A 22,640-nucleotide genomic window follows, 5' to 3' on the forward strand; every position below is an offset into this window, starting at 1 on the left:
GCCCCGGCGGCCCGCCCGCGCCGACGGCCCGGGGTCCGGCGGCGACCCGCCCGCCGGACCCGCCGTCCGCGCCCTTCCCGCGTCAACCGCACGCATCCGCTCCCCGCACATCCGCACATCCACACCCGGTGCGCTCCGCAGACCACCGGCTCCCCACGGAGGTTCCCTTGCGTCCGATATCCGCGCGCCCTGTCCGTCACCCCTCCGCGCGTCTCGCGGTGGCAGCCGCCGTGCTCGCCCCGCTCGCGCTCACCGCCTGCACGGCGGACAGCTCCGGCGCGGCATCGGACGACAAGGCGGGCGGGGCGAAGGCGGGCGGCAAGCCCGCCGCCGTCACCGTGACCCCCGCCGGGCAGACGGCGCGGGCGGGCGAGCCGATACGGGTCACCGCCCGGGGCGGCACCCTCACCTCGGTGGCGGTGACGGACGGCAAGGGGAAGTCCGTCGGCGGCACGCTGTCGGAGGGGAACACGGTGTGGACCTCGGAGCGCAGGGCCGCTCCCGGCGCGACCTACCGGGTGACGGCCGGGACCACGACCGAGGGCGGCACGAAGGGCACGGAGCAGGCATCCTTCTCCACCGCCAAGGCGGAGCGGACGAACACGGTGGACTGGTGGCCCGGCACCAGGGGCACCGACGGCACGGTCGGCGTCGCCCAGCCGATCTCGCTCGCCTTCGACCACCCCGTCACCAACAAGGCCGAGGTGGAGAAGCAGCTCAAGGTCGTCACCTCGAACGACACCGAGGGCTCCTGGGGCTGGGTGAAGGAGTGGAACTCCGGCCGGGACCGGATCGACTGGCGGCCCAAGGAGTACTGGAAGCCCGGCACCAAGGTCACCCTGAAGGCCCCGCTCAGCGGCATCGACTCCGGGAACGGCCGCTGGTTCGTCCGGGACTACGACAACAGCTTCACCGTGGGCGCCCGCCAGGAGATCAAGGTCGACCTCGACTCCTACAAGCTCACCCTGGAGCGGGACGGCAAGACGGTCCGGACCATCCCCATCTCCGGTGGCGACCCGAACGGTGACACGCGCACCTGGAAGGGCATCATGCCCGTCATGGTCAAGGAGGGCACCGTCAACATGCGCTCCGAGACCGTCGGCCTCGGCGACGCCTACGACAAGATGGTCAAGTACTCCGCGCGGCTGACCTGGTCCGGGCTGTTCGTGCACGCCGCTCCGTGGAACGCCCGCTACTTCGGCAACGAGAACGCGAGCTCCGGTTGCATCGGCATGAGCACCGAGAACGCGTCCACCTTCTACGCGCAGATCCGGCAGGGCGACCCGGTCACGGTCACCGGAAAGGACACCAAGGGCATCCCCGACCAGGGCAACGGCTTCAGCAACTGGAACGTGTCCTACGAGGAGTGGAAGAAGCGCAGCGCCCTGAGCTGAACGGGGCTCACAGCTCGCGCGCCCGCACCACCAGGGAGCGGCCCAGCAGGGGACCGGTGACGGCGGCGATCCCGGCGAGGACCAGCAGCCAGGGCCAGGCACCGCCGAAGCCGAGGAGGGCCCCGTCCCGGACGGCCCTGATCCCGTAGGTCACCGGGTTGGCCCAGGACAGCCACTGGAGGACGGGGGCCATCCGGTCCAGCGGATAGAACGACGGGCTGGAGAAGAGCAGCACCGGGGCGACCACGTTGATGGTGACGCTGAAGCGGCGGAAGTCCGAGAAGCGGGTGGCGAGCAGCAGATAGAGCCCGTTGAAGGCGAGGGAGGCGAGGGCGGTCGCGCAGAGCACGGCCGCCCAGTGCGCGGCCGGCCAGCGGAAGTCGAAGACGGCGAGGGAGACCAGGAGCGCGGCGAGGCTCTGCGCCAGGATCAGCAGGGTGCTGACGAGCAGTTTGCCGAGGACGTAGCCGCCGTGTCCGAGGGGGTGGGACCACAGCTCGACGTCCATCCGGCCCATGCGTTCCTGGAAGAGCGAGGTCCCCGCGGTGGTGGCCGCCGCGAGCATCGAGGAGAGCAGCAGGGCGGGCACCGTGAACTCGGCGTAGCCGACGGTCCTGCCCTCGTGGTGGACCTCGCCGACGAGGTTGGCCAGCGAGGTGGCGAAGAGCAGCAGATAGACCGCGCTGGGGACGACGGCGAGCAGCAGATTGGTGCGGTTGCGGGTCAGCAGGCAGTACTCGCGGTACATGGTCGCGGCCAGTCCGCCGCGGAGCGGGGAGGGCCGGGTGGTGGGCGGTCCGGCGAGGTCGGTGGTCATCGGTCGGCCCCCACGAGGGCGAGGAAAGCGTCCTCCAGGGAGGGGGTGCGGTACTCGACGGTGTCGATGCCGATACCCAGGTCGGTCACCCGAGTGAGCAGGGAGGGCAGCCGGGTGCGCATGTCCCGGCCCGCGATCTCGACCCGTCCGTCGCTGACCGCCACCCGCAGGGGGTGTCCGTCGGGGCGGGTGCCGAGCGCGCCCGCGAGCCGTTCGGTGTCGTGGGCGCTGAGCGGGCGGACGAGCGCGATCTGTCCGCCGAAGCGTTCGGCGAGGGTGCGCGGGGGCGCGTACTCGACCAGGCGGCCCTCGTGGATGATGAGGACCCGTCGGCAGTTGCGTTCCAGTTCCTCCACGTAGTGGCTGGTCCACAGGACGGTGGTGCCGTGCTGTCGGCGGAGGTCGGCCAGCAGCTTCCACACCTGGCGGCGGCCCGTGACGTCGAGTCCGGCGGAGGGTTCGTCGAGGATCAGCAGCGGCGGGGTGCCGAGGAGCGCCCGGATCATCTGGAGGCGGCGCAGTTCGCCGCCGGAGAGGGTGAAGACGAGCTGGTCCGCCTTCTTCTCCAGGCCGAAGGCGTGCAGGGCGCCGGTCGCGGACTCCTGGGTGTCGCGCCATCGCAGTCCCTTGAACCGGGCGGCGATCCGCAGATTGTCGAGCGCGCTGAGCATCATGTCGAACGGGCCGGTCTGGTGGACGACCCCGATGGCGCGTTTGGCCCGGCCGCCGCGGGCGGCGGGGTCGGCGCCGAAGATGCGGACGCTTCCCCGGTCGGGGGTGGTGACGCCGCAGAGGAGTTTGGTGAGGGTGGTCTTGCCCGCGCCGTTGGCGCCGAGGAGGCCGATGACGGCGCCCTGTTCGATGTCGAAGGAGAGGTGGTGGACGGCGTCGCGGTCCATGCCCTTGTAGCGTTTGACGAGGTCGTGCACGTGGACGGCGGGCGGGCCCGGACGGGGTTCAGACATCGGCCACCGCTTGCGCGCCGTGCGGGGGCCGACCGCCGCCGTCGGCGCCCGGTGGTTCCTGCTCGTCGGTGGTGAGCAGCCCCTGGCGGGTGAGCCGGGTCAGGAACTCGGTGACGTCCCGGGTGATCTCGTCGAGCTGTCCGGGGTCCTCGGCGCCGTAGCGCCGTCCGAGTTCGGCGGCGATGTCCTCGGTGTCCCGGCCTTCGGCGATCAGCAGCCACAGTTCGGTCGCGGTGCTGTTGAGGGTCTGGAACTCGCCCGACGCGGGGTCGTACAGGCGGACTTCTCCGTCGTCGGACATCCAGACGACGTCGGCGGCGATCCGGTGCGGCATCGCGCTTCCCTTCGCTCGGCGCCCGCGTCAGGGGGCGGTGGTCGTCCGGCAGCCGGCGCCGGGGGTGCCGGAGGCCGACAGGACGGGCAGCAGTCTGCGGCCCGGGGTCCTCCAGTCCTCGTGGACGGGGTGGACGGTGTCGTCGCGGACGAGCCTCGGGAGCATCAGCCCGTCGGGGTCCTCGGCGAGCCGCCCGGACGGGGTGCCCACGGCCTGCCACCAGTTGGCGACCATGGACCGGCGCAGGATGCGGCAGAGGTGGCGGCCGTTGCGGTGGATGTCGCCCGTCTCCGCCATGTGGTAGCCGCGGCATCCGCCGCCGCAGGCCCCGCGGATGTAGCAGCGGCGGCAGTCGCTCAGGTTCTCGCCGTGGAAGACGCTGTTGCCGCGCAGCGAGGCGAAGAGCGGGGAGTGGAACAGCTCCGTGAGGGGTTTCTCCCGGATGTTTCCCGCGCGGTGGACCTCCCGGGTGACGAGTTTGCAGGGGTAGACGTCGCCCAGGGAGTCGAGGTAGATCTCGTTGCCGCCCATGCCGCAGTTGCCCGTGATGGAGCAGGGCTTGGCGGCGCGGGGGCCGTCGGGCAGCAGATTGTCGGCGCGGGGGTCCGTCCAGAGGAACTGCTGCACCTTCTGGAAGTCGCTCCAGCCGAAGTCATAGCCGTCGTCGGCGGCGCGGCCGAGGTCGGAGTGGTGCATCAGCCGCACCCGCCGGACCTTGAGGCCGGAGACGAAGCGGCAGACCTCGTCGAGGGCGTCGACGTTGTCGGGGGTCACCACATGGTTGATCACGGGGACCACACCGGCGTCGTTGAGCAGGGAGAGACCCCGTGCCGTGCGGGCGAAGGTGCCCTTGCCCCGGGTCCGCTCGTGCAGCTCGGCGGTACCGCCGTCGATGCTCACGGTCACCAGGGCGAAGAGGTCGGCGATCCGCCGGGCGGTCTCCGGCTTTCTGATCATGGTGCCATTGGTGATCATATTGACGGAGAGACCGCGTTCGCGGGCGTGCTCGGCGACGTCGAAGAGGTCCTTGCGGAGCATGGGTTCGCCGCCGGTGAGAATGAGGGTCCGCGCCCCCATGTCCGCGATCTGGTCCACGAGGGCGAGTGACTCCGCGGGACTCAGCTCACCGGGCAGACACTTCTCGGACGAGGCATAGCAGTAGGGGCAGCGCAGATTGCAGCCGTCGGTGATGGCGTAGTAGACGAGCTTGAGCGGGGGGTCGGGGACCCGTACCTCCGGTCGGCGGCCGGGCAGATAGACGAGCCATTTCAGCACCAGTTTCGCGAGGGTGCGCTCCGTCCACATCGGATCGGCAGGGGGCGGGGGCGGCCCGTCCGGCCGGTCGCGCCCGGCGAGGGCCCGCAGCAGCACGGCCTCCCGCTCGTCCAGGGTGCACCAGGCCGCCAGCTCGGGGTTGGCGACCAGCCGCACGCCGGACGTCCGGTCCAGGAAATAGACGAGGTCCTCGGGTACGACCAGCGCGTCCCACTGTTCCAGCAGCTTCATCCGTCACCTTTGTCCTGGGCGGTCGGGGCGGGCGGGGCGTTCGGGAGCGGTCCCCGGACGGGCGGGGGCGGACGGTGGCACCGCCGCCCCCGCCCTGACGGTCCGGGTCAGGCGGCCTCTCCGGCGCCCGCTCCGGAGCTGCCGCCGCACGAACAGGAACACGACTGGACGGCGCCGAACTCGATGGGCAGCACCTCGGGCTTGATCCAGACAGGTTTCACGGTGATGTGTGTCCTTTCCCTCGATGACGGTGGCCCTTGCCGTTCCGGGCACAGAAATATCCCGACAGGAAGGTCAGGATTCGGGCGGGCCGACAGGTACGGAAGAGAGAAACGCGCGTATTCGATCGTTGACCGTTGACGGACGGCAGGCGGGCTTCTGCGTTCCCGGCTGATTTCCGTGGCCCGGGGGAAGACAGTTTTGAAGCAGTGGTGACGCAAGTCAACCAGGAAGACAGCAGTCCGGATTCACCCTTTCCGGAAGGCTCCTTACCGTTCCGGGGCACTCATGGGATCTCGGAGAGAACCGGAGAGGGCGGGGAGAGGACAGGGAGGGGGCGGGGAGAGGGCGGGGAAATCCGCTCCCGCAACACCGGGGTTTCCCTGGAGACCACTCAGGAATCCATCGACCGAATTTCCCATCAATGGGTAGATATGTCCGTCTCATATCCGCTGTGGGACGCACATCACATACGAAGGTGTTTAGTGCCCCGCGGGACCCGGGAACGGCACGGCCCCCCGGTGGACGGGCCCCGCCGGGACGGAGATCCACTATTCCGCCTAGCACTCGGGGCGTTGTCACCGCTTCCCCGCACCGCTAAGAATCTGCGCACCGCCGCCACCGGAGCGCAGTGAGGCTCCCTTCCGTGTGCGGCTCTCCCCACCCGAAGGGTTCCGCCATGTCCGTCCTCAGCATGCGCACGGGGCGCCGGTCCGCCGCCCGCAGATCCGTCACCGGAGGTCTCGTGGTCACGGGTGCCGCGGCCCTCGCCCTCGCCCTGATACCCACCGGCGCGTCGGCCACCGCCGTCCCGGCCCCCGCCGCTCCCGCCGTCGGGGTCGCCACGGTCTACCCGGACAACCTGGACGGCTGGATCCTGGAGGCGCTCGACATCATGCGGCTCAACGGCATCCCGGGGAGCTACGAGGGACTGCACCGCAACATCATGCGGGAGTCCAGCGGCAACCCCCTGGCCATCAACGACTGGGACATCAACGCGGTCAACGGCACCCCGTCCAAGGGGCTGCTCCAGGTCATCGACCCCACGTTCGCCGCCTACCGGGTCGACGGAACCTCCGCCGACCCGTTCGACCCCGTGGCCAACATCGTCGCCGCCGCCAACTACGCGGCCGACCGCTACGGCTCCATCGACAACGTCTTCGGCGCCTACTGACCGACCGGGCTCAGGACTCCGGTGACACCCAGGTGCCCAGGGACATCTCGGCGATGATGCCGGGGCCGAAGCCCGCCAGCATGCCGTGGTGGCCGTCGAGGGCGGACTGCTCGTCGAAGAGCCGTCCCAGGGCGTCGAGCACGACGGCGCTGGCGATGTTGCCGTACTCGGTGAGCGTGGCCCGGCTGTGGCGGAAGGCCCCGGGCGGCACGTCCAGGAAGCGGCTCAGATCGTCCAGGATGCGCGGTCCGCCCGCGTGGATGATGTAGAAGTCCAGCTTGCCGGCGTTCCACTGGTGCTGCTCGGCCAGGGCGCGCAGCGCCGGGCTCAGCGGTTCCATGGTGCCGGGGACCCGCTTGTCGAGCTGGAAGTGGAAGCCGGTGGAGCGCACCGCGTAGGAGATCCACTCCTCGGTGTGCGGGATGAGGTAGGTGCCGTTGCGCTCCAGCCGCATACCGGTGCCTTCCTCGCCCCGGACCACCGCGGCGGCTATCCCGTCCCCGAAGAGGCCGTTGGACAGCAGCGATCCGATGCCGAGATCGGTGGGCTGGTAGCACAGCGAACAGAACTCGCAGGCCACGATGAGGACGTTGGTGCCGGGGTAGGCGGTGCAGAAGTCATGGGCCCGGTTGACGGCCGCGCCGCCCGCCGCGCAGCCGAGCTGGGCGATCGGGAGCTGGCGGGTGTCCGCCCTGAAGCCCATGGTGTTGACGAGCCAGGAGGCCAGGGACGGCATCATGAAGCCGGTGCAGGAGACGTAGATGATCAGGTCGATCTGATCGGGTTCCAGCTCCGCCTGGTCCAGCGCGCGGCGCACCACCGAGGGCACGCGTGCCTTGGACTCGGTCTCGTAGGTGGCGCTCCGCGCGTCGAGCCCCGGGTGCTTCAGCACCTCGTCGATCGGCTGGATCAGATGCCGCTTGCGTACCCCCGTGTGCTCGATCAGCCTGCATGCCAGAGCGAGTTGTGGGTGGTCGCTGTGCAGTCTCCGAGCCAGTTCGAGGGTCTCCTCGTTGGTGATGATGTGGTCGGGTACGGCTATGGCCGGTTTGCACAGTACTGCCATGGGAGTCTTCTTCTAGCGCAGGATGGCCCCTCTGACGAGCCCTCAGGGGCCCTGACCGGGTCGGAAGTCCGCCCTCCCGGCGGCGGCCGCGGCGCATACGGAAGCCGGGTCGAGACCCGGCTGACGGCGCGCGGCCCGGCCGCCCGGAAGGGATGTTCCACCTCGGGACCGGGGGGCCGGTCGTGCGGCGGACTTCGGACCGCTCACTCACTGTACGCCGGGCGGGTTACCCCCGCATGTCGGTCCCGGGCGGGCACGGCGGGGCCGCCGGGCCCGCCCGGCCGTCACCAGGTGACGGGCAGCGCCAGCGGATAGCGCCAGATCGAGGTGGTGTTCCACTCCACGTCCTCGGCGGGCTTCGCCAGCGCGATCCCGGGGAAACGCTCCAGCAGCGTCCTGAAGGCGGTCTCCATCTCGGCCTGTGCGAGCGGGGCGCCCAGACAGTGGTGCGCTCCCCAGCCGAAGGTCATATGGGAGGGGGCGGTGCGGTCGAAGTCGAGTTCGTCGGGGCGGTCGAACTTGCGGCCGTCGCGGTTGGCGGTCAGATAGGAGACATGGACGATGTCCCCGGCGGGGATCGTCACCCCGCTCAGCTCCACGTCCTCGGTGGCCACCCGGGGGATGCCGACGCCCTTGCGGAACGGGATGAAGCGCAGCAGCTCGTTGATCGTCTGCGCCAGCCGCTCCGGCCGGTCCCGCAGTAGATCGCGGACGTCCGGCCTGGTCAGCAGGGTGTAGGAGAGATTGCCCAACTCATAGGTGGTGGTGTCCTGACCGGTGATCAGCAGGACCATCGCCATGACGGTCAGCTCCTGGTCGTCCAGCAGCTCGTCGCCGTCGCGGGCCGTGGCCAGCACGCTGATCAGGTCCTCGCCGGGGTCCGCGCGCCGCCGGGCCGTCAGGTCCGCGAAGTAGGCCCGCAGATCGGCCTTGGCCCGTACGGCGGCGGCCTTGTTGTCCACGCTGATGTTCATCATCGTCCGGGCGTGGCCGCGCAGGGTCTCCTGGTCGGCCGGGGGGATCTCCAGGACCTCGCAGATGGTGATGAGGGGCAGGGGGCCCGCGAGATGCCGCATGAGGTCGGCGGAGGAGTCCTCCGCCATCCGGTCCAGCAGGTCGTCCACGGCCCGCTGGATGTACGGCCGCATGCGCTCGATCTGCTCCGGGGCGAACCCCTTGGACACGAGGCTGCGCAGCCTGCTGCTCGCGGGCGGGTCCATGACGTTGATGGCCTCGTCCTGGACGATGGGCTCCGGTGTCATGCGCGGGAAGTCGCGGCCGACCACGGCATGGCGGCTGAACCGGCGGTCGGTGGTCACGGTCCGCACATCGTCGTAGCCGGTGACCAGCCACGCCTCACCCGCTCCGTGGGGGAGCCGGATCCGCGCGACGGGCTCCTCCCGCATGAACCGCCGCAGTGTCGGGTCGAATTCCAGGGCCTCGGCATAGTCGAAGGGGCAGTAGTGCGCGCTGGAGCCGGTGGACATGACGGGTCTCTCCGGGTCGGGTTCACGGTGCGGTGGTCGCGGTGCTGTGGTCGCGGTGCGGCGCCCGGGGCACGCGGCGCCGGGCGGCCGGGTGGGACGCGACAGCCGTACCCGCACGGTCCCGCCGCCACACACCGAAGGGTCCGGATGGCCGCCCCTCATTCATCCGTGCTGCGCAACGGGGCGGCCCCGGGGCGCACGGCGGGAGAAGGGGCCCGTCGCCGCACCCGGCCCGGTGCCGGGGTTCAGAGCGCGACGGCCTCGCCCACCAGCAGCTCGACGGCGGCGGTGATCGAGGCGGCGTCGATCCCGGCGTGCCGGAGCTGCTCCTCGGGGGTGGCCGAGCCGGGCATGGTGCGGACGGCGAGACGGACCAGCCGCGGCTGCGGACGGCCGTCGGCGAAGACCTCGGCGACGGCGTCCCCGACGCCGCCCTCGGGCCGGTGGTCCTCCACGGTCAGCAGGCAGCCGGTGTCGTCGGCGGCCTGTTGCAGGGTGGCGGTGTCGACGGGTTTGACGGAGTAGAGGTCGATCACCCGGACCCCGGTGCCCGCCGCGGCCAGGGCGTCGGCGGCGCGCAGCGCCTCGTGGACGGTGACCCCGGCGGCGACGACGGTGACCCGGTCGGCGTCCCCGGAGCGCAGGACCCGCGAGCCGCCGACGGGGAAGTCCTCGTCGGGCCCGTAGAGCACCGTCCCGGCGCCCCGGGTGGTGCGCAGATAGCCGATGCCGGGGAGCTGGGCCATGTGCCGGACCAGACAGGCGGTCTGGTTGGCGTCGCAGGGGCAGAGAACGGTGGAGCCGTGGACCGTGCGCATCATCGCCAGGTCTTCGAGACCCATCTGGGAGGGGCCGTCCTGGCCGATCGAGACCCCGGAGTGGGAGCCGCAGAGCTGAATCCCGGCCTCGCTGACGGCGGCCATCCGGATGAAGTCGTGGGCCCGGGTGAGGAACGCGGCGAAGGTCGCGGCGAACGGCAGATGGCCGCGGGCCCGCATGCCGACCGCCGCGGCCACGAGCTGCTGTTCGGCGATGTAGCACTCGAAGTAGCGGTCCGGGTGGGCCCGGCCGAACACCTGGGCGCGGGTGGAGTCGCCGACCTCGCCGTCGAGGACGACGACATCGGCCCGTACCGAACCGAGGGCGGCCAGGGCCGCGCCGAAGGCGTCGCGGGTGGCCACCTCGTCACCGACGCGGTAGCGGGGCGGGTCGACGGACCGGATCCCGGGGGCGGGGCGGGCGGGGACGGGCGGCGGCGGGGCGACATCGACATGGATGTTCCGGATACCGCCCAGCTCACGGATGGCCTCCTCGGGGTGGGGCAGGGGTTTCCCGTGGAAGCCCTCCTGGTCCTCGACCTCGGCGACGCCCCGGCCCTTGTGGGTGCGGGCGAGCACCGCCGTGGGCTTCCCCGCGTTGGCGGCGGCCTCCCCGAGGGCGGCGTCGACGGCCGCGATGTCATGCCCGTCGACCTCGGTGGTGAGCCAGCCGAAGGCCCGCAGCCGCCGTTCGTACGCGTCGAGGTCCCAGCCCTCGCGGGTGGGGCCGCGCTGGCCGAGCCGGTTGACGTCGACGATCAGGACGAGGTTGTCGAGCCGTTCGAACGCGGCGTGCTCGGCGGCCTCCCATACGGAGCCCTCGGCCATCTCGCTGTCGCCGCAGAGCACCCAGATCCGGTAGGGGACCTGTTCGACGCGCTTGCCCGCGAGCGCCATGCCGACCCCGACGGGCAGCCCCTGGCCGAGCGAGCCGGTGGCCACGTCCACCCAGGGCAGGCGCGGGGTGGGGTGGCCCTCCAGCGGGCTGCCGTCGCGGCGGAAGGTGAGCAGTTCCGCGTCGTCGATGACGCCCGCCGCCCGGTAGAGCGCGTACAGCAGCGGGGAGGCGTGTCCCTTGGAGAGGATCAGCCGGTCGTTGCCGGGGTGGTCGGGCCGGTCGAAGTCGTAGCGCAGATGGCGGGCGAGGAGGACGGCGGCGAGGTCGGCGGCCGACATCGAGGACGTCGGATGTCCCGATCCCGCCGCCGCTGCCGCGCGGACCGCGTCCACCCGCAACTGCTGTCCCAGTTCCGCCAGTTCCTCGTCGCGCATCGTTCCGCTCCTCCGTCGGGGCCTTCGGGGCCGTGGGGCGGCGCCGTCCCGGGGGCGGTCACCGAGCGCCGCCGACGGGGCACGCCCTGTGCCCGGACGGTCGGCGCACCCGCGTGGGCCGCCGTCCCCGAGCGGGGAGGACAGCCGCGTCCCGGGCAGCGGGGCGCGCTGTCCGCGCCACCGCTCCCGGCGCGCTCCGGGTGCCCCGGCACACACGGTCGAAACCCGGTCCGGGCCCGGTGGGTGCGACTGCCCCGCTCCTGCCGGGAGGCGATGGCGTGGGTGACGGCGGTGGACAGGGCCGGGAGCGCGGCGGCGAGCGCGAGCATGCCACCGGCGGGGCCGGCGGCCGGGTGGCGTCGGACTCCGTCGACAGCAGGGAGGACAGCCGGTCGACCGGTGGCGGGCCCCGGGCGAAGAGCGTGGTCAGCACCAGGGCGAGGGCGGCGGCCAGGGCGTGCCCCTGCCGGGCGAGGACCGCGCGCGAGCCCGGCGGACCGATGGCGACGCCCGTCGGCGCACGGGTGAGCCGGGCCGATGGGGCGGACGAGTGCCGTGCCGACCCCGACGCCTTCCGTCCCCGACGCCTTCCGTCTCTTCGCCGACGCGCTGCCGGAGCGGCACCGCGCCAGGGGCCACGCGATCCCGGCCGCGCCCTCGGAGGGGTTCACCGCGACGGTCCTGGTGCTCGCGGAGCGGGCGGGTGCCGCGGCGGGCCCGGGACAGGCCGCGGGCCCCTCCGGCGGCGGGGAGCGGACCACCGCCCTCCGGCTCAGGGCGCGGGAGCTGAGCCGCTCCCTGCCGCGCTGAGCCGCGGGGCGCGGCGGTCCGGGGCTCACCCCTGCTTCGACAGCAGCGCGAAGACCGCCGAGAAGTCCCGCTCCCCCAGCCCCTCCTCGCTCATCCGGGCGTACAGGTCACGGGCGTGCATGGTCACCGGCAGATCCACCGACCAGTCGGCGGCGGTGGCCAGGGCGAGATCCAGGTCCTTGCACATCAGGGCGCCCTTGAAGCCGGGGCGGAAGCCGTCGTCGGCGGGGCTGGTCGGCAGGACGCCCGGGACCGGCGGACGGGTCCGCAGGGCCCAGCAGTCGCCCGAGCTGGCCGAGACCACGTCGAAGAGCAGCCGGGGGTCCACGCCGAGGCGCTGGGCCAGGGCATAGCTCTCGGCGACCGCCGCCATCGAGGCACCGGCGATGATCTGGTTGGCGAGCTTCACCGAGACGCCCGCGCCGTTCGGCCCGCAGTGCACGACGGTGCGGCCCAGTTCCCCGAGGAGCGGCCGGAGTTCGTCGAGCGTGCCGGGGTCGCCGCCCACCATCACCGTGAGGGTGCCCTCGACGGCTCCGGCGCTGGAGCCGCTGACGGGCGCGTCGAGCATCCGCACACCGTGACGCTCGGCCAGCGCGGCCATCTCCTTGCTGGTCGACGGGTCGATGGTGCTCATGTCGACGAGGACGGCGCCCGGCCGCATGGCCGCGAGCGCTCCGTCGGGACCGGTGAGCGCCTCGCGGACGTGCGGACCGTTCGGCAGCATGGTGATCACCACGGCCGCGCCGGATGCCGCCTCCCGGGCGGACGGGGCCGTCGCCGCCCCGGCGGCGGCGAGCGCGGCGGTGGCCCCGGTCAGGCGGTCGTGGACGGTGAGGCGGTGGCCCGCGGCGAGCAGCCGCTCGGCCATCGGGCGGCCCATGGTTCCCAGGCCGATGAACGCGACGGTGGTGTCCGGCATCTTTCTTTCCTCCATGCGGTACGGGTCGATCGGTGAGGCCCACAGTGCTGGTGCTGCTGGTGCGGCTAGTGCTGCTGGTGCCACTGATTCGATTGGTGTCGCTGGTTCCGCCGCCCCGGCCGACCGGGGCGGCACGGCGGGCCCGGCGGGCGCGGCGGGCACGGGGTGCGCGGCGGGCACGGGGTGCGCGGCGGGCACGGGGTGCGCCGAACGCGCGGAATTCCCCAAGGACCGCTGGAGCCGGGCCCGTTGCCCCAGCGGGGCGGGTTAGAGTCGGCCGTGTGGCTGCTTCCCCCGACTCCTGGCTGATGCCCCTGGCCGACGGCGGTCCCGGCCCGAGCGCCGTGGGCCGGGTGACGCTGGTGTGCTGCCCGTACGCCGGGGCCGCCCCGACGGCGTTCCTGCCGCTGGGACGGGCCCTCGCGGGCGCCGCGCCGGGTGTACGGGTGCTCGTCGCCCAACTCCCGGGGCGGGGGCGGCGGGTACGCGAACCGCTGGAGTCCTCCCTCACCGCTCTCGCGGACTCCCTGGCGGCGGTCGTGGCGGCCGAGCCCGGCCCCGTCGTGCTGTACGGCCACAGCATGGGCGCCCTGCTGGCGTACGCGGTGGCCCGCGCGGTGCGGCCCGCGCATCTGGCCGTCTCCGGCTGCTGCCCGCCCGGCGCACCGAGGCCCGCGGGACCGTGGCACACCCGGTCCGACGAGGAACTGGTGGCCGGGATGGTCCGGCTCGGAGCCGCCCGTGAGCCGTTCGCCGACCCCGACATCAGGGCACTGGCGCTCCCGGTGCTCCGGGCCGACCTGCGGGCGGCCGAACGCTGGGCTCCCGAGCCCGGCCCGCCGCTGGACTGCCCGGTCACCGCGGTCGCCGGGGACCGCGACCCGGAGGCGCCGCCCCGAACGGTCTCCGGGTGGGCCTGGCTGACCCGGGGCGGGTACCGGCGGGAGACGCTGCACGGCGGTCACTTCCTCGTGGAGGAGTGTCTGCCGGAGCTGGCCGCGGTGCTGGACGGCGTCATCCGCCGGACGGTTCCAGCCAGATGATCTCGCCGAGGGTGACGGCGAGATGGGTCATCGCGCTGTTCTCGGTGGCGCCGTGCCAGTGCTGTTCGCCGGGCGGGCAGGCGACGATGTCACCGGCCCGCACCACGGTGGGTTCCTCGCCGCGCACCTGGACGTAGCCCTCGCCCTCGGTGATGTAGAGGAGCTGGCCCCCGGTGTGCCAGTGCCAGTGGTTGCGGGACCCCGCCTCGAAGCGGACCAGCAGCACGCTGGAGGTGTGCTCCTCCTCGGAGGGGAACAGGTCGGTCAGCTGGGCCTCGCCCGAGAAGACCCTGGTGTACTTCTCCGGCAGCGGCTCCAGGGCCGCACCGTACTCGGTGGGATTGTTGACGATCATGGCGTGGGTGGTTCCTTCCTGTCTTCCGGCGGTCGCCGGTCAGTGGTGGGGGGACGCGGTGCCGATGCGGGCGGCGAGGCCCACGGGGGTCGGGTCCTCCATCAGGTCCGCGAGGCCCAGCTCGCCGCCGACCCGTTCCCGGATGCGGGCGAGCGCCCGTACGGCGGTCAGCGAGGTGCCTCCGGCGGCGAAGAAGTCGTCACCGGCGGCCAGCGGCACCCCCAGGACCTCGGCGCAGACCGCGAGGACGGCGGCGAGGACATCGGGGTCGGCGCCGGGCGGGGGTGTGCCGGGGGCGCGGGCGGCACCGGCCGGGGTTCCGCGCCGTACCTCCAGGTCCACCGGCGGGTCCCCGGCGCCCAGGAATCCGTCCAGCGCCTGGACCAGCCGGTCGTGGGGGCCGGTGGGCGGCAGGGACACCAGGGGCGGGGCCCCGGAACCCTCCCCCGCCGTTCCGGACCCCGCCGGCTCCGCCGCCCCGGATTCCTCGGGCCCCTCGGGTTCCCGCCGGACGGCGAGGACATTGTGGTAGCCGGTGTCGCGCAGCGCGGACACCGTCTCCACGGTGCAGTCGTAACCGGCCCCCGTCAGCAGGGCGACGAGGTCCGGCACATCGGCCTCGCGGTGCACCTCCATGATGATCCGCCGCACGCGCCGCCAGTCCCGCGCCTCCAGCGGGCCGAGGATGTCCGCCTCGGCTCCCTCGGCGTCCAGCTTGAGCAGGTCCACATCGGCGCCGCCGAGCCGGGCCAGCACATCGCGCAGCCCGATCACCGTGACCCGGGCGGTCCGGGCGCCCCGCATCCGGTCACGGGCCAGCTCACCGGCGACCTGGGCACCGGCCCCGGTCCCCGCGTCCACGGCGGTGTCGATGGCCGCGGCCATCGCGGCGTGATCATCCGCGCCGTCGGCATACAGACCGGAGTAGACGGTAGCGCCCGGGTACACGGTCATCGTGGCGGAACCGCTGCCGCCGCCCACCGCCCAGGGCAGGGTCACCACCGGCAGGCCGAGCGCGGAGACATTGGCGGCGAGCGCGGTGAAGGCGTCCGGGGACGGCTCGAAGGCGTAGACCGTCGCTCCCGGGTGGGCCCGGGTCAGATAGAGCGAGCAGAGTCCGGTGTTGGCACCGATGTCGAGGATCAGCGGCCGGGGCGGCAGCCGCAGCCCGGCCGGGGCGTAGACGCGGTCCTCGAAGATCTCCTGGTACAGATAGTCGGTCTCGTAGCCGTTCAGCTCATGGAACGGGGTGCCGTCCGGGAGGGCGCGGCGCGGCAGGCCGTACGGGGTGTCCTCGACCCACACGGTGGCCCTGACGCGGTCGCCGCCGGGCGCGGGGGCCGCCTGGGCGGCGGTGACCCCGTTCTGGAGGCGCAGGAAGTCACGTATCCGTTCGGCGGCGCGGGCGGTGGCGAGGCTCCTGGTGCGGGTGCGCCGGACCAGGGACTCGGGGGTGAGGGAGAGGGGACGGTCGGCCATCAGGACGGGGTTCCTTCGACGGGGGACGGGGCCGGACGGGGCTCGGGGACGGGCACCGCCGCAGGCGCGGGTACGGGCTCGGACGCAGGTACAGCCACGGGTACGGGCTCGGGCTCGGGATCGGACACAGGTACAGCTACGGGTACGGGGTCGGACGCGGGTACGGGCACGGGTACGGCGAAGACCAGGTCCGCCGGCAGGTCGCCGCCCGGGGCTGCGGTGCCGGGGGCCGATCCCGCCCCGGGGGCGGGCAGCCGCGCGCCGTGCCGGCGGAGGAAGTCCAGGGCGGGGCCGTTGCGCCCCGTACGGCGGAAGCGCACCTGGAGGCCGGGGGCCCGGCCGTCCTCGGCGACGGCCCGGAACAGGGCCTCGGTGACGCCCCGGTCCAGGGCGCGGCAGCTCATCGCGAAGCAGAGGAGGTCCACGGCGCCGGGGGTGGTCCCCGTGCCGGACCCGGGATCGTCGTCCCCCGGTCCGGGGGTGGCGACGGCCGCCGCGATGACGCCGTAGTCGCCGAACCGGTCCCGCAGCCGGGCCGTCCAGGCGGTGGTGTCCGGTCGTTCGAGCAGTCCGGGCAGGTCGGCGGCGGTCGCCGTCGCCGAGGTGAACTGGTTGGTCCGGGCGAGGAGCTGGGTGATGCGCGGCAGGTCCGCGGGGGTGGCGCGCCCGACCGTGACCGCGGTGCCCAGCCGTTCGTTGAGGGAGGCGGTGTCACCGGCCCCGGCCGCCGCCTCCCGGCGCAGGGCGTCGGCCCGGTAGCCGTCGTTGCGGGTGCGGTCCTCGGCCGTGGCGAAGAAGCGGTCCAGTTCCCAGCAGTGCCGCAGGACCTGCGGCGGGTCGCTGTCGGTGCCGACATGGACCACGGCCACCTCGGGCAGGGCCTCGCCGACCTCGGCGCACACATACGGGTCGTCGTCGACGAGGACGAAGGAGTCCACGCCGAGGCGCAACTCCTCGGCCAGGGAGAGGATGTTCCGCGACTTGGGCTTCCAGTTGACCCGGGCGGCGGCGAAGTGCTCACGGGTCAGGACGAGATCGGCGGCGCGCTCCGCGAACACCCGCTCGACGCTCTCGGGGTCGTTCCGGCTCGTCAGCACGAGGACGAAGCCCTCCTCGTGCTTGCGTGCGAGAAACCGCCGCACCTCCCGGAAGTGGCCGCCCAGGTCCAGGTCGGCCGGTGCGCGGTCGCCGCACGCCCCGCCCCACAGGGTCTCGTCGCAGTCGACGGCGATCACCTTGCGCGGGCGTTCACAGGTGGTCCGCGCCACGCGGGCGACACCCACCGCCAGGACGGCGAACGCCTCCTCGGTGTAAGGGATATGGGCGATGTCGGCGGCTTCGGGGTCGTGGATGTCACGGCACCCGTAGGCGGCGAACCACTCCGCTGCGTCGACCAGGGCCACCCCGGGGACGTCCCGCAGCCCGGCGGACAGCCGGGCGACGGCGGAGCCGGTCCCGGTGCCCGGTCCCTCCTCCGGCGCGGGGGGAGGTGGCCGCTCCCCGCCGGACACGGACACGGCGGTGGGCCGTACCGCCCCGGCCGCCGGGGGGTCGGGGCAGACGACGAACAGCGTCGGTGTGCCGCGCGCGGCGGCGAACTCCCGCGCCGCCCCGACGAAGGCGTCCACCCGGTCCGGGGCTCCTGCCCAGTCCGCGACGCGGATCAGCCCGGCGTTGACTCCTCGGGTGTTGCGTGCGAAACGGCTGGACGGGGAGAGCAGTTGCTCGACGAGTTGGCCGTAGGGCGCGGACTCGACGTGATGGGGCGCCTCGATGTGTTCCAGTGCGTCCCGCAGCAACGGGAGCAGGGGGTCAGCGGTGAAGGTCGCGGCCACAGTGATGAGGTCACGGGTCATACCCCGAAGTACGAGTGATCAGGGGGCCCCGTTCAGCGGAACCTTCGCCGAATTGGTGAGCCGGGGTCGTGCCGTCGGCAGGCCCGTGGACCCGCCCCCGCCACCGGCGGCCCGCTGGACGAACCGGGCGGCCGGCGGCCCGCTGGACGGCCCGGGGCGGAATCCGGGGGTGCCCCGGCGCCGCTGCCGTGGCAGGGGCCCGGGCCGCCGCGCCCCGCACGGCGGCGGCGCCCCTGCGCCGGTCCTCGGCAGGGCGCGCACCCGGGGCGTTCCCTGCGACGTCCGCCGCGCTCAGTCCAGCCGCCGCACCGGGTCCCCCGCCAGGAACGCCCGGATGTTCTCGACCGCCTGCCCGTAGTAGGTCGCGTAGTTGGCACGTGAGACATAGCCGAGGTGCGGGGTCGCCAGCAGGCCCGGAGCGGTCCGCATCGGATGGCCGGCGGGAAGCGGTTCGCTGTCGAACACGTCGACTGCCGCCCCCGCGATCGTGCCGTCCCGCACGGCGGCCAGCAGGGCGTCCTGGTCGACGATCGCCGACCGCGAGGTGTTGACCAGATGGGCGGTCGGCCGCATCAGCGCCAGCTCCCGGGCGCCGATCAGCCCCCGGGTCCGCTCGCCGAGCACCAGGTGGACCGAGACGAAGTCACTGGAGCCGAGCAGCTCCTCCAGCGAGTCCGCGCGCACCGCCCCGACCTCCTCGGCACGCTCCCGGGTGAGGTTGCCGCTCCAGGCCACCACCTCCATCCCGAAGGCCAGACCGACCCGGGCGACCCGGCTCCCGACCTTCCCCAGACCGAGCAGCCCGAGCCTGCTCCCGTGCAGATCGGCACCGACCGTGGACTGCCACGGCCCGCCCTCCCGCAGCGCGTTCGCCTCGGTCACGATCCCGCGGGCCAGCCCCAGCAGCAGCGCCCAGGTCAGCTCCACGGGCGGCGTGGACGAACTGGCGGTGCCGCACACGACGACCCCATGGCGCCGGGCCGCCGCGAAGTCGATCACCGAGTTTCGCATCCCGGAGGCGACCAGCAGCCGCAGCCGGGGCAGCCGCGCGAACAGCGAGGCCGGAAAGGCCACCCGCTCGCGCAGGGTGACCACGATGTCGGCATCGGCGAGCGCGGCGGCCAGTTCGTCCTCGCTCCCGAAGTGCTCCGGGAAGGACACCACCTCGACCCGCCCGGCCAGCGGTGACCAGTCGGCGGCGGTGGTCGCCACGGACTGGAAGTCGTCGAGTACGGCACAGCGGTGGACGGTCATGACACGGCTCTCCCTCGTCTCCCCCGCCCGGGGCGGCTCCGTCGCGGGGCTTCGTAACGCTTCCACGGGCAGCGGCTCATGGTGTGTACTGAGTCAAGCAAGAACGGCATAAGATCATGGTGTTCGACTTCAGCAGGTTGTACGTTATCGCGGTCCCACCTGCCAGTAATCGGAGCACGTCATGCCCTCCCCCCCGCCCGTCACCGTGACCCTGGCAGAGATCGCCCGTCTGGCAGGTGTGGGGCGAGCGGCCGTGAGCAACTGGCGGCGGCGTTACCACACGTTCCCGGAACCGGCCGGGGGAACGGACACCAGCCCCCAATTCGACCTGGCCGAGGTGGAGTCGTGGCTGCGCGCCGAAGGCAAACTGCGGCGCGAGGAAGATCTTCTCCGATGGCTCTGGCCCCAGTTCGACGCGCTCGACGGCCGGACCGCGGCCGGCGAGGCCATCGCCGCCGTGGCCGGGGCCGCTTCGGCGGACGGAGCACCTGACGGCCTCGGGGACGCCCAGCGGGCCGCCGTGCGGGAGGCGCTGGCCGTCGCCCGGACCCGCGGGGTGGGTCCCACGTATGAGTTTCTGCTGGAGCGCTGGTTGGGGGCGCATGTACGGCAGGTCACCACGACCCCCGGGCAGCTCGCCGAGCTGATGGTCGCCCTGGCGGCTCCGTCCGGCGACCGACCCCGTACCGTGCTGGACCCCGCCTGCGGGACGGGCGGACTGCTGCTGACCGCCGGGCACCACTGGTCCTCCCGGCGGAGGCTGGATCTGCTGGGCGCGGATATCAGCCCGGTGCTGACCCGGCTCGCGCGCGGGCGGGTCGCGACGGCGGGCCTGCCGCGATCGGTCCGCACCCAGATCCGTACGGGCGACACCCTCCGGTCGGACGTCTGGCCGGAGGAACGTGCCGACGTGGTGCTGTGCAACCCGCCGTACAACACCCGGGACTGGGGACACGAGGAACTCGCCACCGACCCCCGCTGGGTCTTCGCCCATCCACCGCGTACGGAACCGGAGCTGGCCTGGGTGCAGCACGCGCTGTCCCGGCTGGCCGACGGCGGAACCGCCGTGCTGCTGCTTCCGCCGGGGGTCGCCAAGAGACGTGCCGGACGCAGGATCAGGGCGGGGCTCCTGCGCACGGGCGCCCTGCGCGCCCTGATCGCGCTGCCGGTGGGATCGGCCCCTCCGCACAGCGTCGGACTGCATCTGTGGCTCCTGCGGAAACCGGCGGAGGACGCCCCGCCGCCGACGACTCTGCTGCTCGTCGACGCGGAGGACGGCGAACGCACGGGACGCGACCCCCGCCCGCCGGTGGACTGGGACGCCCTGCTCCGCTCCGTCCCCGGGCTGGTCCAGGCATATGAGGCGGGCGCGACCCCCGCCCGCACGGCGGTCCGGAGCACCGTCGTACCGGTCGTCGGCCTCCTCGACGAGCAGGTGGACCTCACTCCGGCCCGGCATGTGCCCGCCGACAGCGGGTCGGCGGCCCGGCGGGCCCGGCGCTCCTGGGGGGAGTTCACCTCGGTCCTCGGCCGGCTGGAGGAGATCTCGACGGCGCTGGCTCCACTGCGGCAGTTGACGGACGACGGGCCTCAGCCCTCCATGACCAGCGTCGACGAACTGCTGCGGGCGGAGGCGCTGCATCTGCACGGGGGACAGACACTCCCCCGGGAGGCGGTGCACCACGGCCCGCGGCCCCGGGGGGCCGTTCCCGTGCTCACGGTCGCCGATCTGCTGCACGGCACGGAGCCCACGGGCTGGCTCGGCCCGCACCAGGTCACGGCGTTCGGGGAACACCTCACGCTCACGGCTCCCCATGATGTCGTGGTGGCCGGGACCTCGCAGCTGTTCGACGCCTGGGTGGAGGAGGCCGCGCCCATGGTGCTCGTCCCGCAGATTCTGGCCCTGCGGCCGGATCGGGACCTGCTCGATCCCTGGTTCCTCGCCGGCTGTCTGCGCTCCCCGGGCAACACCCGGCAGGCGGGTTCCCACTCCACCCACGCGTCACGGGTGGATGTGCGCCGGCTCAAGGTGCCCCGGCTGCCCCTGGACGAGCAGCGGCGGTACGGGGAGGCGTTCCGCCGGATCATCGAGCTTGAGCGGATGCTCGGACGGGCGGGGGAGCTGGGCAAGGAGCTGTCCTCCGCCCTGAGCGACGTCCTCGCGGGGGGAAGGCTGCTCTAGCCGGCAGCCTTCCCCGCCGATCTCAGCCGTCGGCGCCGGGGAGCCGGGCGAGAAGGGCCCGTGCCCGCGCGACGCGGACACGGGCCTCGATGAACACCTCCCCCAGCTCATGGCAGCGGCGTACGGTGTCCGCCGGGGGTTCCGCGAGGCCCGCCGTCTCCGCGGCGACCGCCGCCCAGCCGTCGAACGCGGCGTCCGGCCCGGCGCCCAGGCCCCATCTGCAGTGGGCCGCCCCGACCCGGGCACTGAGGAAAACCTCCCGGATACCGGGCGCTGCATGCTCGTCGAGGTCGGTGACCAGCTCCTGGTAGAGCGCGAACGCGCGGTCCGTGTCGGCCGAGGACTCCGCCCCGCAGAGCCTTGCGTCCGCGCAGGTCAGCAGGATCTGCGCGGTGAGTTCCTTCCGGACGCCCCACGCCCGCACCGCGTCCTGCCGCATCCGCTCCAGCGCCCTGCAATGCGGACCAGGGCCCTGACCCTCCGTCAGCTCCCTCCGGGCGGCCCGGAGCGCGGCCTCGGCATCGGCCGTCTGGAGCCGGGGGCCGTTGCGGCGGACCGCACGGGACCGCATCGGCTCGCGCTGCCGCACGGGGCGCACGGCGGCCGCACGACCGGGCACCCGGAAGGGAAGAGTCGGATCGTGGGTCATCCGGGGGCTCGGCTCGGGGTCGCCCTCGGCGGGCAGGAAGGGGCGGTACGCCGCCAGGACGTCCTCAGCCCCGCTGAGCCTGCCCTCGATGGGCTTGATCAGCATCCGGTCCACGGCGAGCGCCAGCTCCGCCGGGAGCGCAGGGGCATGCAGGGCGACGGGAGGGGCCGGCCTGTCGGACATGTGGTGGTACGCCAGATCCCCTTCCGCGTCGGCGTGGAACGGCCAGAGCCCCGTGTGCAGTTCGAACGCGACACAGCCGAGGGAATAGATGTCGGACGCGGGGCGGACGAAGCCGCCCCGGTGCTGCTCGGGTGAGGTGTAACCGGGGGTGTTGGGGCTCAGCATGCCGTACCCGGTGTAGCGGGTCGCTCGCGGGTCCATCGGGAGGGCGATGCCGAAATCGATCAGATGGACGACACCCTCCTTGGTGATCATCACATTCTTCGGGTTGAGATCACGGTGGATGAAGCCATGGCGGTGTGCGCAGGCGAGCGCGTCCGCCACCTGCACCACGACAGAGGCCACCACGGACGGCTTGAGCGCGCCGTACCTCTCCAGAAGGTCGCGGAGCGTCACCCCCTCGACCCACTCCATGACCAGATAGGGCCGCCCCTCGTGGAAGCCCTGGTTCACCCAGGCGGGGATGGCGGGATGCTTGATGCCTCGCAAAATGTCGCACTCACGCCGGAAGCGAGCGATCAACTCGGCTTCGAGGCTCTTCTCGTCCGCCGTGTCGTGCCTCTCGACCAACTCCGCCGACTCACGGAGGACTTTGACGGCGACCCACCGGCCTTCGTCCGTGTCGTATGCCTTCCACAGCAGGCCGAACCCGCCCTTGAAGAAATGCTCCAGGCGGTAACGCCCGTCCAGCACCAACTGTTCTGTCATGACTTTGCGTTCCGCGCCTTTCCCGCTCCTCCGACACGTCCCTTCCGCACACGGGACCGGCGATCCGCGAACACCGGTTCCACCCGTGCGGCTTCACCACTCTACAGACAGCGCTGTCTCAGAAACACTTCCTTCGTTGACTCTGTA

The 22,640-nt window shown here is 72.9% G+C and carries 19 protein-coding genes; 5 read left to right on the forward strand and 14 right to left on the reverse strand.

Annotated elements, in window-relative coordinates:
- Window positions 1-128: 128 nt before the first annotated feature.
- Window positions 129-1,394, forward strand: coding sequence for a L,D-transpeptidase (locus CRV15_RS01130; RefSeq protein ID WP_003956346.1), 1,266 nt, complete (start codon window positions 129-131; stop codon window positions 1,392-1,394).
- 7 nt (window positions 1,395-1,401) lie between these two features.
- Here the strand turns inward: CRV15_RS01130 and CRV15_RS01135 are convergent, their stop codons facing one another.
- The 5 genes from CRV15_RS01135 to stsA all read right to left on the reverse strand — a co-directional run bounded on the left by CRV15_RS01135 (window position 1,402) and on the right by stsA (window position 5,237).
- Window positions 1,402-2,211, reverse strand: a complete 810-nt coding sequence (locus CRV15_RS01135) for an ABC transporter permease (RefSeq protein ID WP_003956345.1) — start codon at window positions 2,209-2,211, stop codon at window positions 1,402-1,404.
- Entirely contained in the window at window positions 2,208-3,176 is a 969-nt protein-coding gene (locus CRV15_RS01140) for an ABC transporter ATP-binding protein (RefSeq protein ID WP_003956344.1), read from the reverse strand. Before CRV15_RS01140 ends, CRV15_RS01135 begins: the two co-directional genes overlap by 4 nt.
- On the reverse strand, window positions 3,169-3,510 hold the full coding sequence (locus CRV15_RS01145; protein WP_003956343.1) for an HPr-rel-A system PqqD family peptide chaperone: 342 nt from the start codon (window positions 3,508-3,510) through the stop codon (window positions 3,169-3,171). The genes CRV15_RS01140 and CRV15_RS01145 overlap by 8 nt, the downstream gene beginning before the upstream one ends.
- A 27-nt stretch (window positions 3,511-3,537) precedes the next feature.
- The gene (gene stsB / locus CRV15_RS01150) at window positions 3,538-5,016 is read right to left on the reverse strand and encodes a StsB family radical SAM/SPASM domain sactipeptide maturase (RefSeq protein WP_003962676.1); all 1,479 of its coding nucleotides are present in this window, start codon (window positions 5,014-5,016) and stop codon (window positions 3,538-3,540) included.
- Between the two features lie 107 nt (window positions 5,017-5,123).
- Window positions 5,124-5,237, reverse strand: coding sequence for a StsA family sactipeptide RiPP (gene stsA, locus CRV15_RS37660; RefSeq protein ID WP_009998118.1), 114 nt, complete (start codon window positions 5,235-5,237; stop codon window positions 5,124-5,126).
- Window positions 5,238-5,914: 677 nt separating this feature from the next.
- On the opposite strand from stsA, the gene CRV15_RS01155 reads away from it, so the two are divergent.
- Entirely contained in the window at window positions 5,915-6,409 is a 495-nt protein-coding gene (locus CRV15_RS01155) for a transglycosylase SLT domain-containing protein (RefSeq protein ID WP_009998116.1), read from the forward strand.
- A gap of 10 nt (window positions 6,410-6,419) precedes the next feature.
- Here the strand turns inward: CRV15_RS01155 and CRV15_RS01160 are convergent, their stop codons facing one another.
- The 3 genes from CRV15_RS01160 to CRV15_RS01170 all read right to left on the reverse strand — a co-directional run bounded on the left by CRV15_RS01160 (window position 6,420) and on the right by CRV15_RS01170 (window position 11,052).
- On the reverse strand, window positions 6,420-7,475 hold the full coding sequence (locus tag CRV15_RS01160) for a type III polyketide synthase (RefSeq protein WP_003962674.1): 1,056 nt from the start codon (window positions 7,473-7,475) through the stop codon (window positions 6,420-6,422).
- Between the two features lie 284 nt (window positions 7,476-7,759).
- Entirely contained in the window at window positions 7,760-8,962 is a 1,203-nt protein-coding gene (locus tag CRV15_RS01165) for a cytochrome P450 (protein WP_003956341.1), read from the reverse strand.
- A gap of 245 nt (window positions 8,963-9,207) precedes the next feature.
- A complete protein-coding gene (locus CRV15_RS01170; RefSeq protein WP_003962672.1) occupies window positions 9,208-11,052 on the reverse strand; it encodes a transketolase in 1,845 nt (614 codons plus the stop codon).
- A gap of 555 nt (window positions 11,053-11,607) precedes the next feature.
- Here CRV15_RS01170 and CRV15_RS01175 point away from each other — a divergent pair.
- Window positions 11,608-11,862: a DUF6086 family protein gene (locus tag CRV15_RS01175; protein WP_009998115.1), complete on the forward strand. Its 255-nt coding sequence runs from the start codon at window positions 11,608-11,610 to the stop codon at window positions 11,860-11,862.
- 25 nt (window positions 11,863-11,887) lie between these two features.
- Here the strand turns inward: CRV15_RS01175 and mmsB are convergent, their stop codons facing one another.
- Window positions 11,888-12,799, reverse strand: a complete 912-nt coding sequence (gene mmsB / locus CRV15_RS01180) for a 3-hydroxyisobutyrate dehydrogenase (RefSeq protein ID WP_003962670.1) — start codon at window positions 12,797-12,799, stop codon at window positions 11,888-11,890.
- Window positions 12,800-13,065: 266 nt separating this feature from the next.
- Between mmsB and CRV15_RS01185 the strand changes: the two genes are divergently transcribed.
- On the forward strand, window positions 13,066-13,827 hold the full coding sequence (locus CRV15_RS01185) for a thioesterase II family protein (RefSeq protein WP_230864193.1): 762 nt from the start codon (window positions 13,066-13,068) through the stop codon (window positions 13,825-13,827).
- Here the strand turns inward: CRV15_RS01185 and CRV15_RS01190 are convergent.
- From CRV15_RS01190 to CRV15_RS01205, 4 genes are all read right to left on the reverse strand, one after another.
- Entirely contained in the window at window positions 13,799-14,182 is a 384-nt protein-coding gene (locus CRV15_RS01190; protein WP_003956335.1) for a cupin domain-containing protein, read from the reverse strand. The two genes, CRV15_RS01185 and CRV15_RS01190, sit on opposite strands and share 29 nt — an antisense overlap.
- 39 nt (window positions 14,183-14,221) lie before the next feature.
- Window positions 14,222-15,661, reverse strand: a complete 1,440-nt coding sequence (locus CRV15_RS37330) for an FkbM family methyltransferase (RefSeq protein WP_003962668.1) — start codon at window positions 15,659-15,661, stop codon at window positions 14,222-14,224.
- Window positions 15,661-17,517, reverse strand: a complete 1,857-nt coding sequence (locus tag CRV15_RS01200) for an HAD-IIIC family phosphatase (RefSeq protein ID WP_003956333.1) — start codon at window positions 17,515-17,517, stop codon at window positions 15,661-15,663. Before CRV15_RS01200 ends, CRV15_RS37330 begins: the two co-directional genes overlap by 1 nt.
- A gap of 291 nt (window positions 17,518-17,808) precedes the next feature.
- The gene (locus tag CRV15_RS01205; protein ID WP_003956332.1) at window positions 17,809-18,771 is read right to left on the reverse strand and encodes a D-2-hydroxyacid dehydrogenase family protein; all 963 of its coding nucleotides are present in this window, start codon (window positions 18,769-18,771) and stop codon (window positions 17,809-17,811) included.
- 181 nt (window positions 18,772-18,952) lie between these two features.
- Here CRV15_RS01205 and CRV15_RS01210 point away from each other — a divergent pair, with 181 nt between their 5' ends.
- On the forward strand, window positions 18,953-20,953 hold the full coding sequence (locus tag CRV15_RS01210) for an N-6 DNA methylase (protein ID WP_003956331.1): 2,001 nt from the start codon (window positions 18,953-18,955) through the stop codon (window positions 20,951-20,953).
- Between the two features lie 22 nt (window positions 20,954-20,975).
- On the opposite strand, the gene CRV15_RS01215 is transcribed toward CRV15_RS01210, so the two are convergent.
- Window positions 20,976-22,493, reverse strand: a complete 1,518-nt coding sequence (locus CRV15_RS01215) for a serine/threonine-protein kinase (protein ID WP_003956330.1) — start codon at window positions 22,491-22,493, stop codon at window positions 20,976-20,978.
- Window positions 22,494-22,640: the final 147 nt, after the last annotated feature.

It is taken from the genome of Streptomyces clavuligerus, assembly GCF_005519465.1.
Classification (GTDB): domain Bacteria; phylum Actinomycetota; class Actinomycetes; order Streptomycetales; family Streptomycetaceae; genus Streptomyces; species Streptomyces clavuligerus.

What these genes read in the sequence shown, in the direction of transcription:
- CRV15_RS01135 (WP_003956345.1), bottom strand. Translation starts at nt 2,211, where the DNA reads ATGACCACCGACCTCGCCGGACCGCCCACCACCCGGCCCTCCCCGCTC.
- stsB (WP_003962676.1), bottom strand. Translation starts at nt 5,016, where the DNA reads ATGAAGCTGCTGGAACAGTGGGACGCGCTGGTCGTACCCGAGGACCTC.
- mmsB (WP_003962670.1), bottom strand. Translation starts at nt 12,799, where the DNA reads ATGGAGGAAAGAAAGATGCCGGACACCACCGTCGCGTTCATCGGCCTG.
- CRV15_RS37330 (WP_003962668.1), bottom strand. Translation starts at nt 15,661, where the DNA reads ATGGCCGACCGTCCCCTCTCCCTCACCCCCGAGTCCCTGGTCCGGCGC.
- CRV15_RS01200 (WP_003956333.1), bottom strand. Translation starts at nt 17,517, where the DNA reads ATGACCCGTGACCTCATCACTGTGGCCGCGACCTTCACCGCTGACCCC.
- CRV15_RS01140 (WP_003956344.1), bottom strand. Translation starts at nt 3,176, where the DNA reads ATGTCTGAACCCCGTCCGGGCCCGCCCGCCGTCCACGTGCACGACCTC.
- CRV15_RS01170 (WP_003962672.1), bottom strand. Translation starts at nt 11,052, where the DNA reads ATGCGCGACGAGGAACTGGCGGAACTGGGACAGCAGTTGCGGGTGGAC.
- CRV15_RS01205 (WP_003956332.1), bottom strand. Translation starts at nt 18,771, where the DNA reads ATGACCGTCCACCGCTGTGCCGTACTCGACGACTTCCAGTCCGTGGCG.
- CRV15_RS01160 (WP_003962674.1), bottom strand. Translation starts at nt 7,475, where the DNA reads ATGGCAGTACTGTGCAAACCGGCCATAGCCGTACCCGACCACATCATC.
- CRV15_RS01215 (WP_003956330.1), bottom strand. Translation starts at nt 22,493, where the DNA reads ATGACAGAACAGTTGGTGCTGGACGGGCGTTACCGCCTGGAGCATTTC.
- CRV15_RS01210 (WP_003956331.1), top strand. Translation starts at nt 18,953, where the DNA reads ATGCCCTCCCCCCCGCCCGTCACCGTGACCCTGGCAGAGATCGCCCGT.
- CRV15_RS01190 (WP_003956335.1), bottom strand. Translation starts at nt 14,182, where the DNA reads ATGATCGTCAACAATCCCACCGAGTACGGTGCGGCCCTGGAGCCGCTG.
- CRV15_RS01155 (WP_009998116.1), top strand. Translation starts at nt 5,915, where the DNA reads ATGTCCGTCCTCAGCATGCGCACGGGGCGCCGGTCCGCCGCCCGCAGA.
- CRV15_RS01165 (WP_003956341.1), bottom strand. Translation starts at nt 8,962, where the DNA reads ATGTCCACCGGCTCCAGCGCGCACTACTGCCCCTTCGACTATGCCGAG.
- CRV15_RS01145 (WP_003956343.1), bottom strand. Translation starts at nt 3,510, where the DNA reads ATGCCGCACCGGATCGCCGCCGACGTCGTCTGGATGTCCGACGACGGA.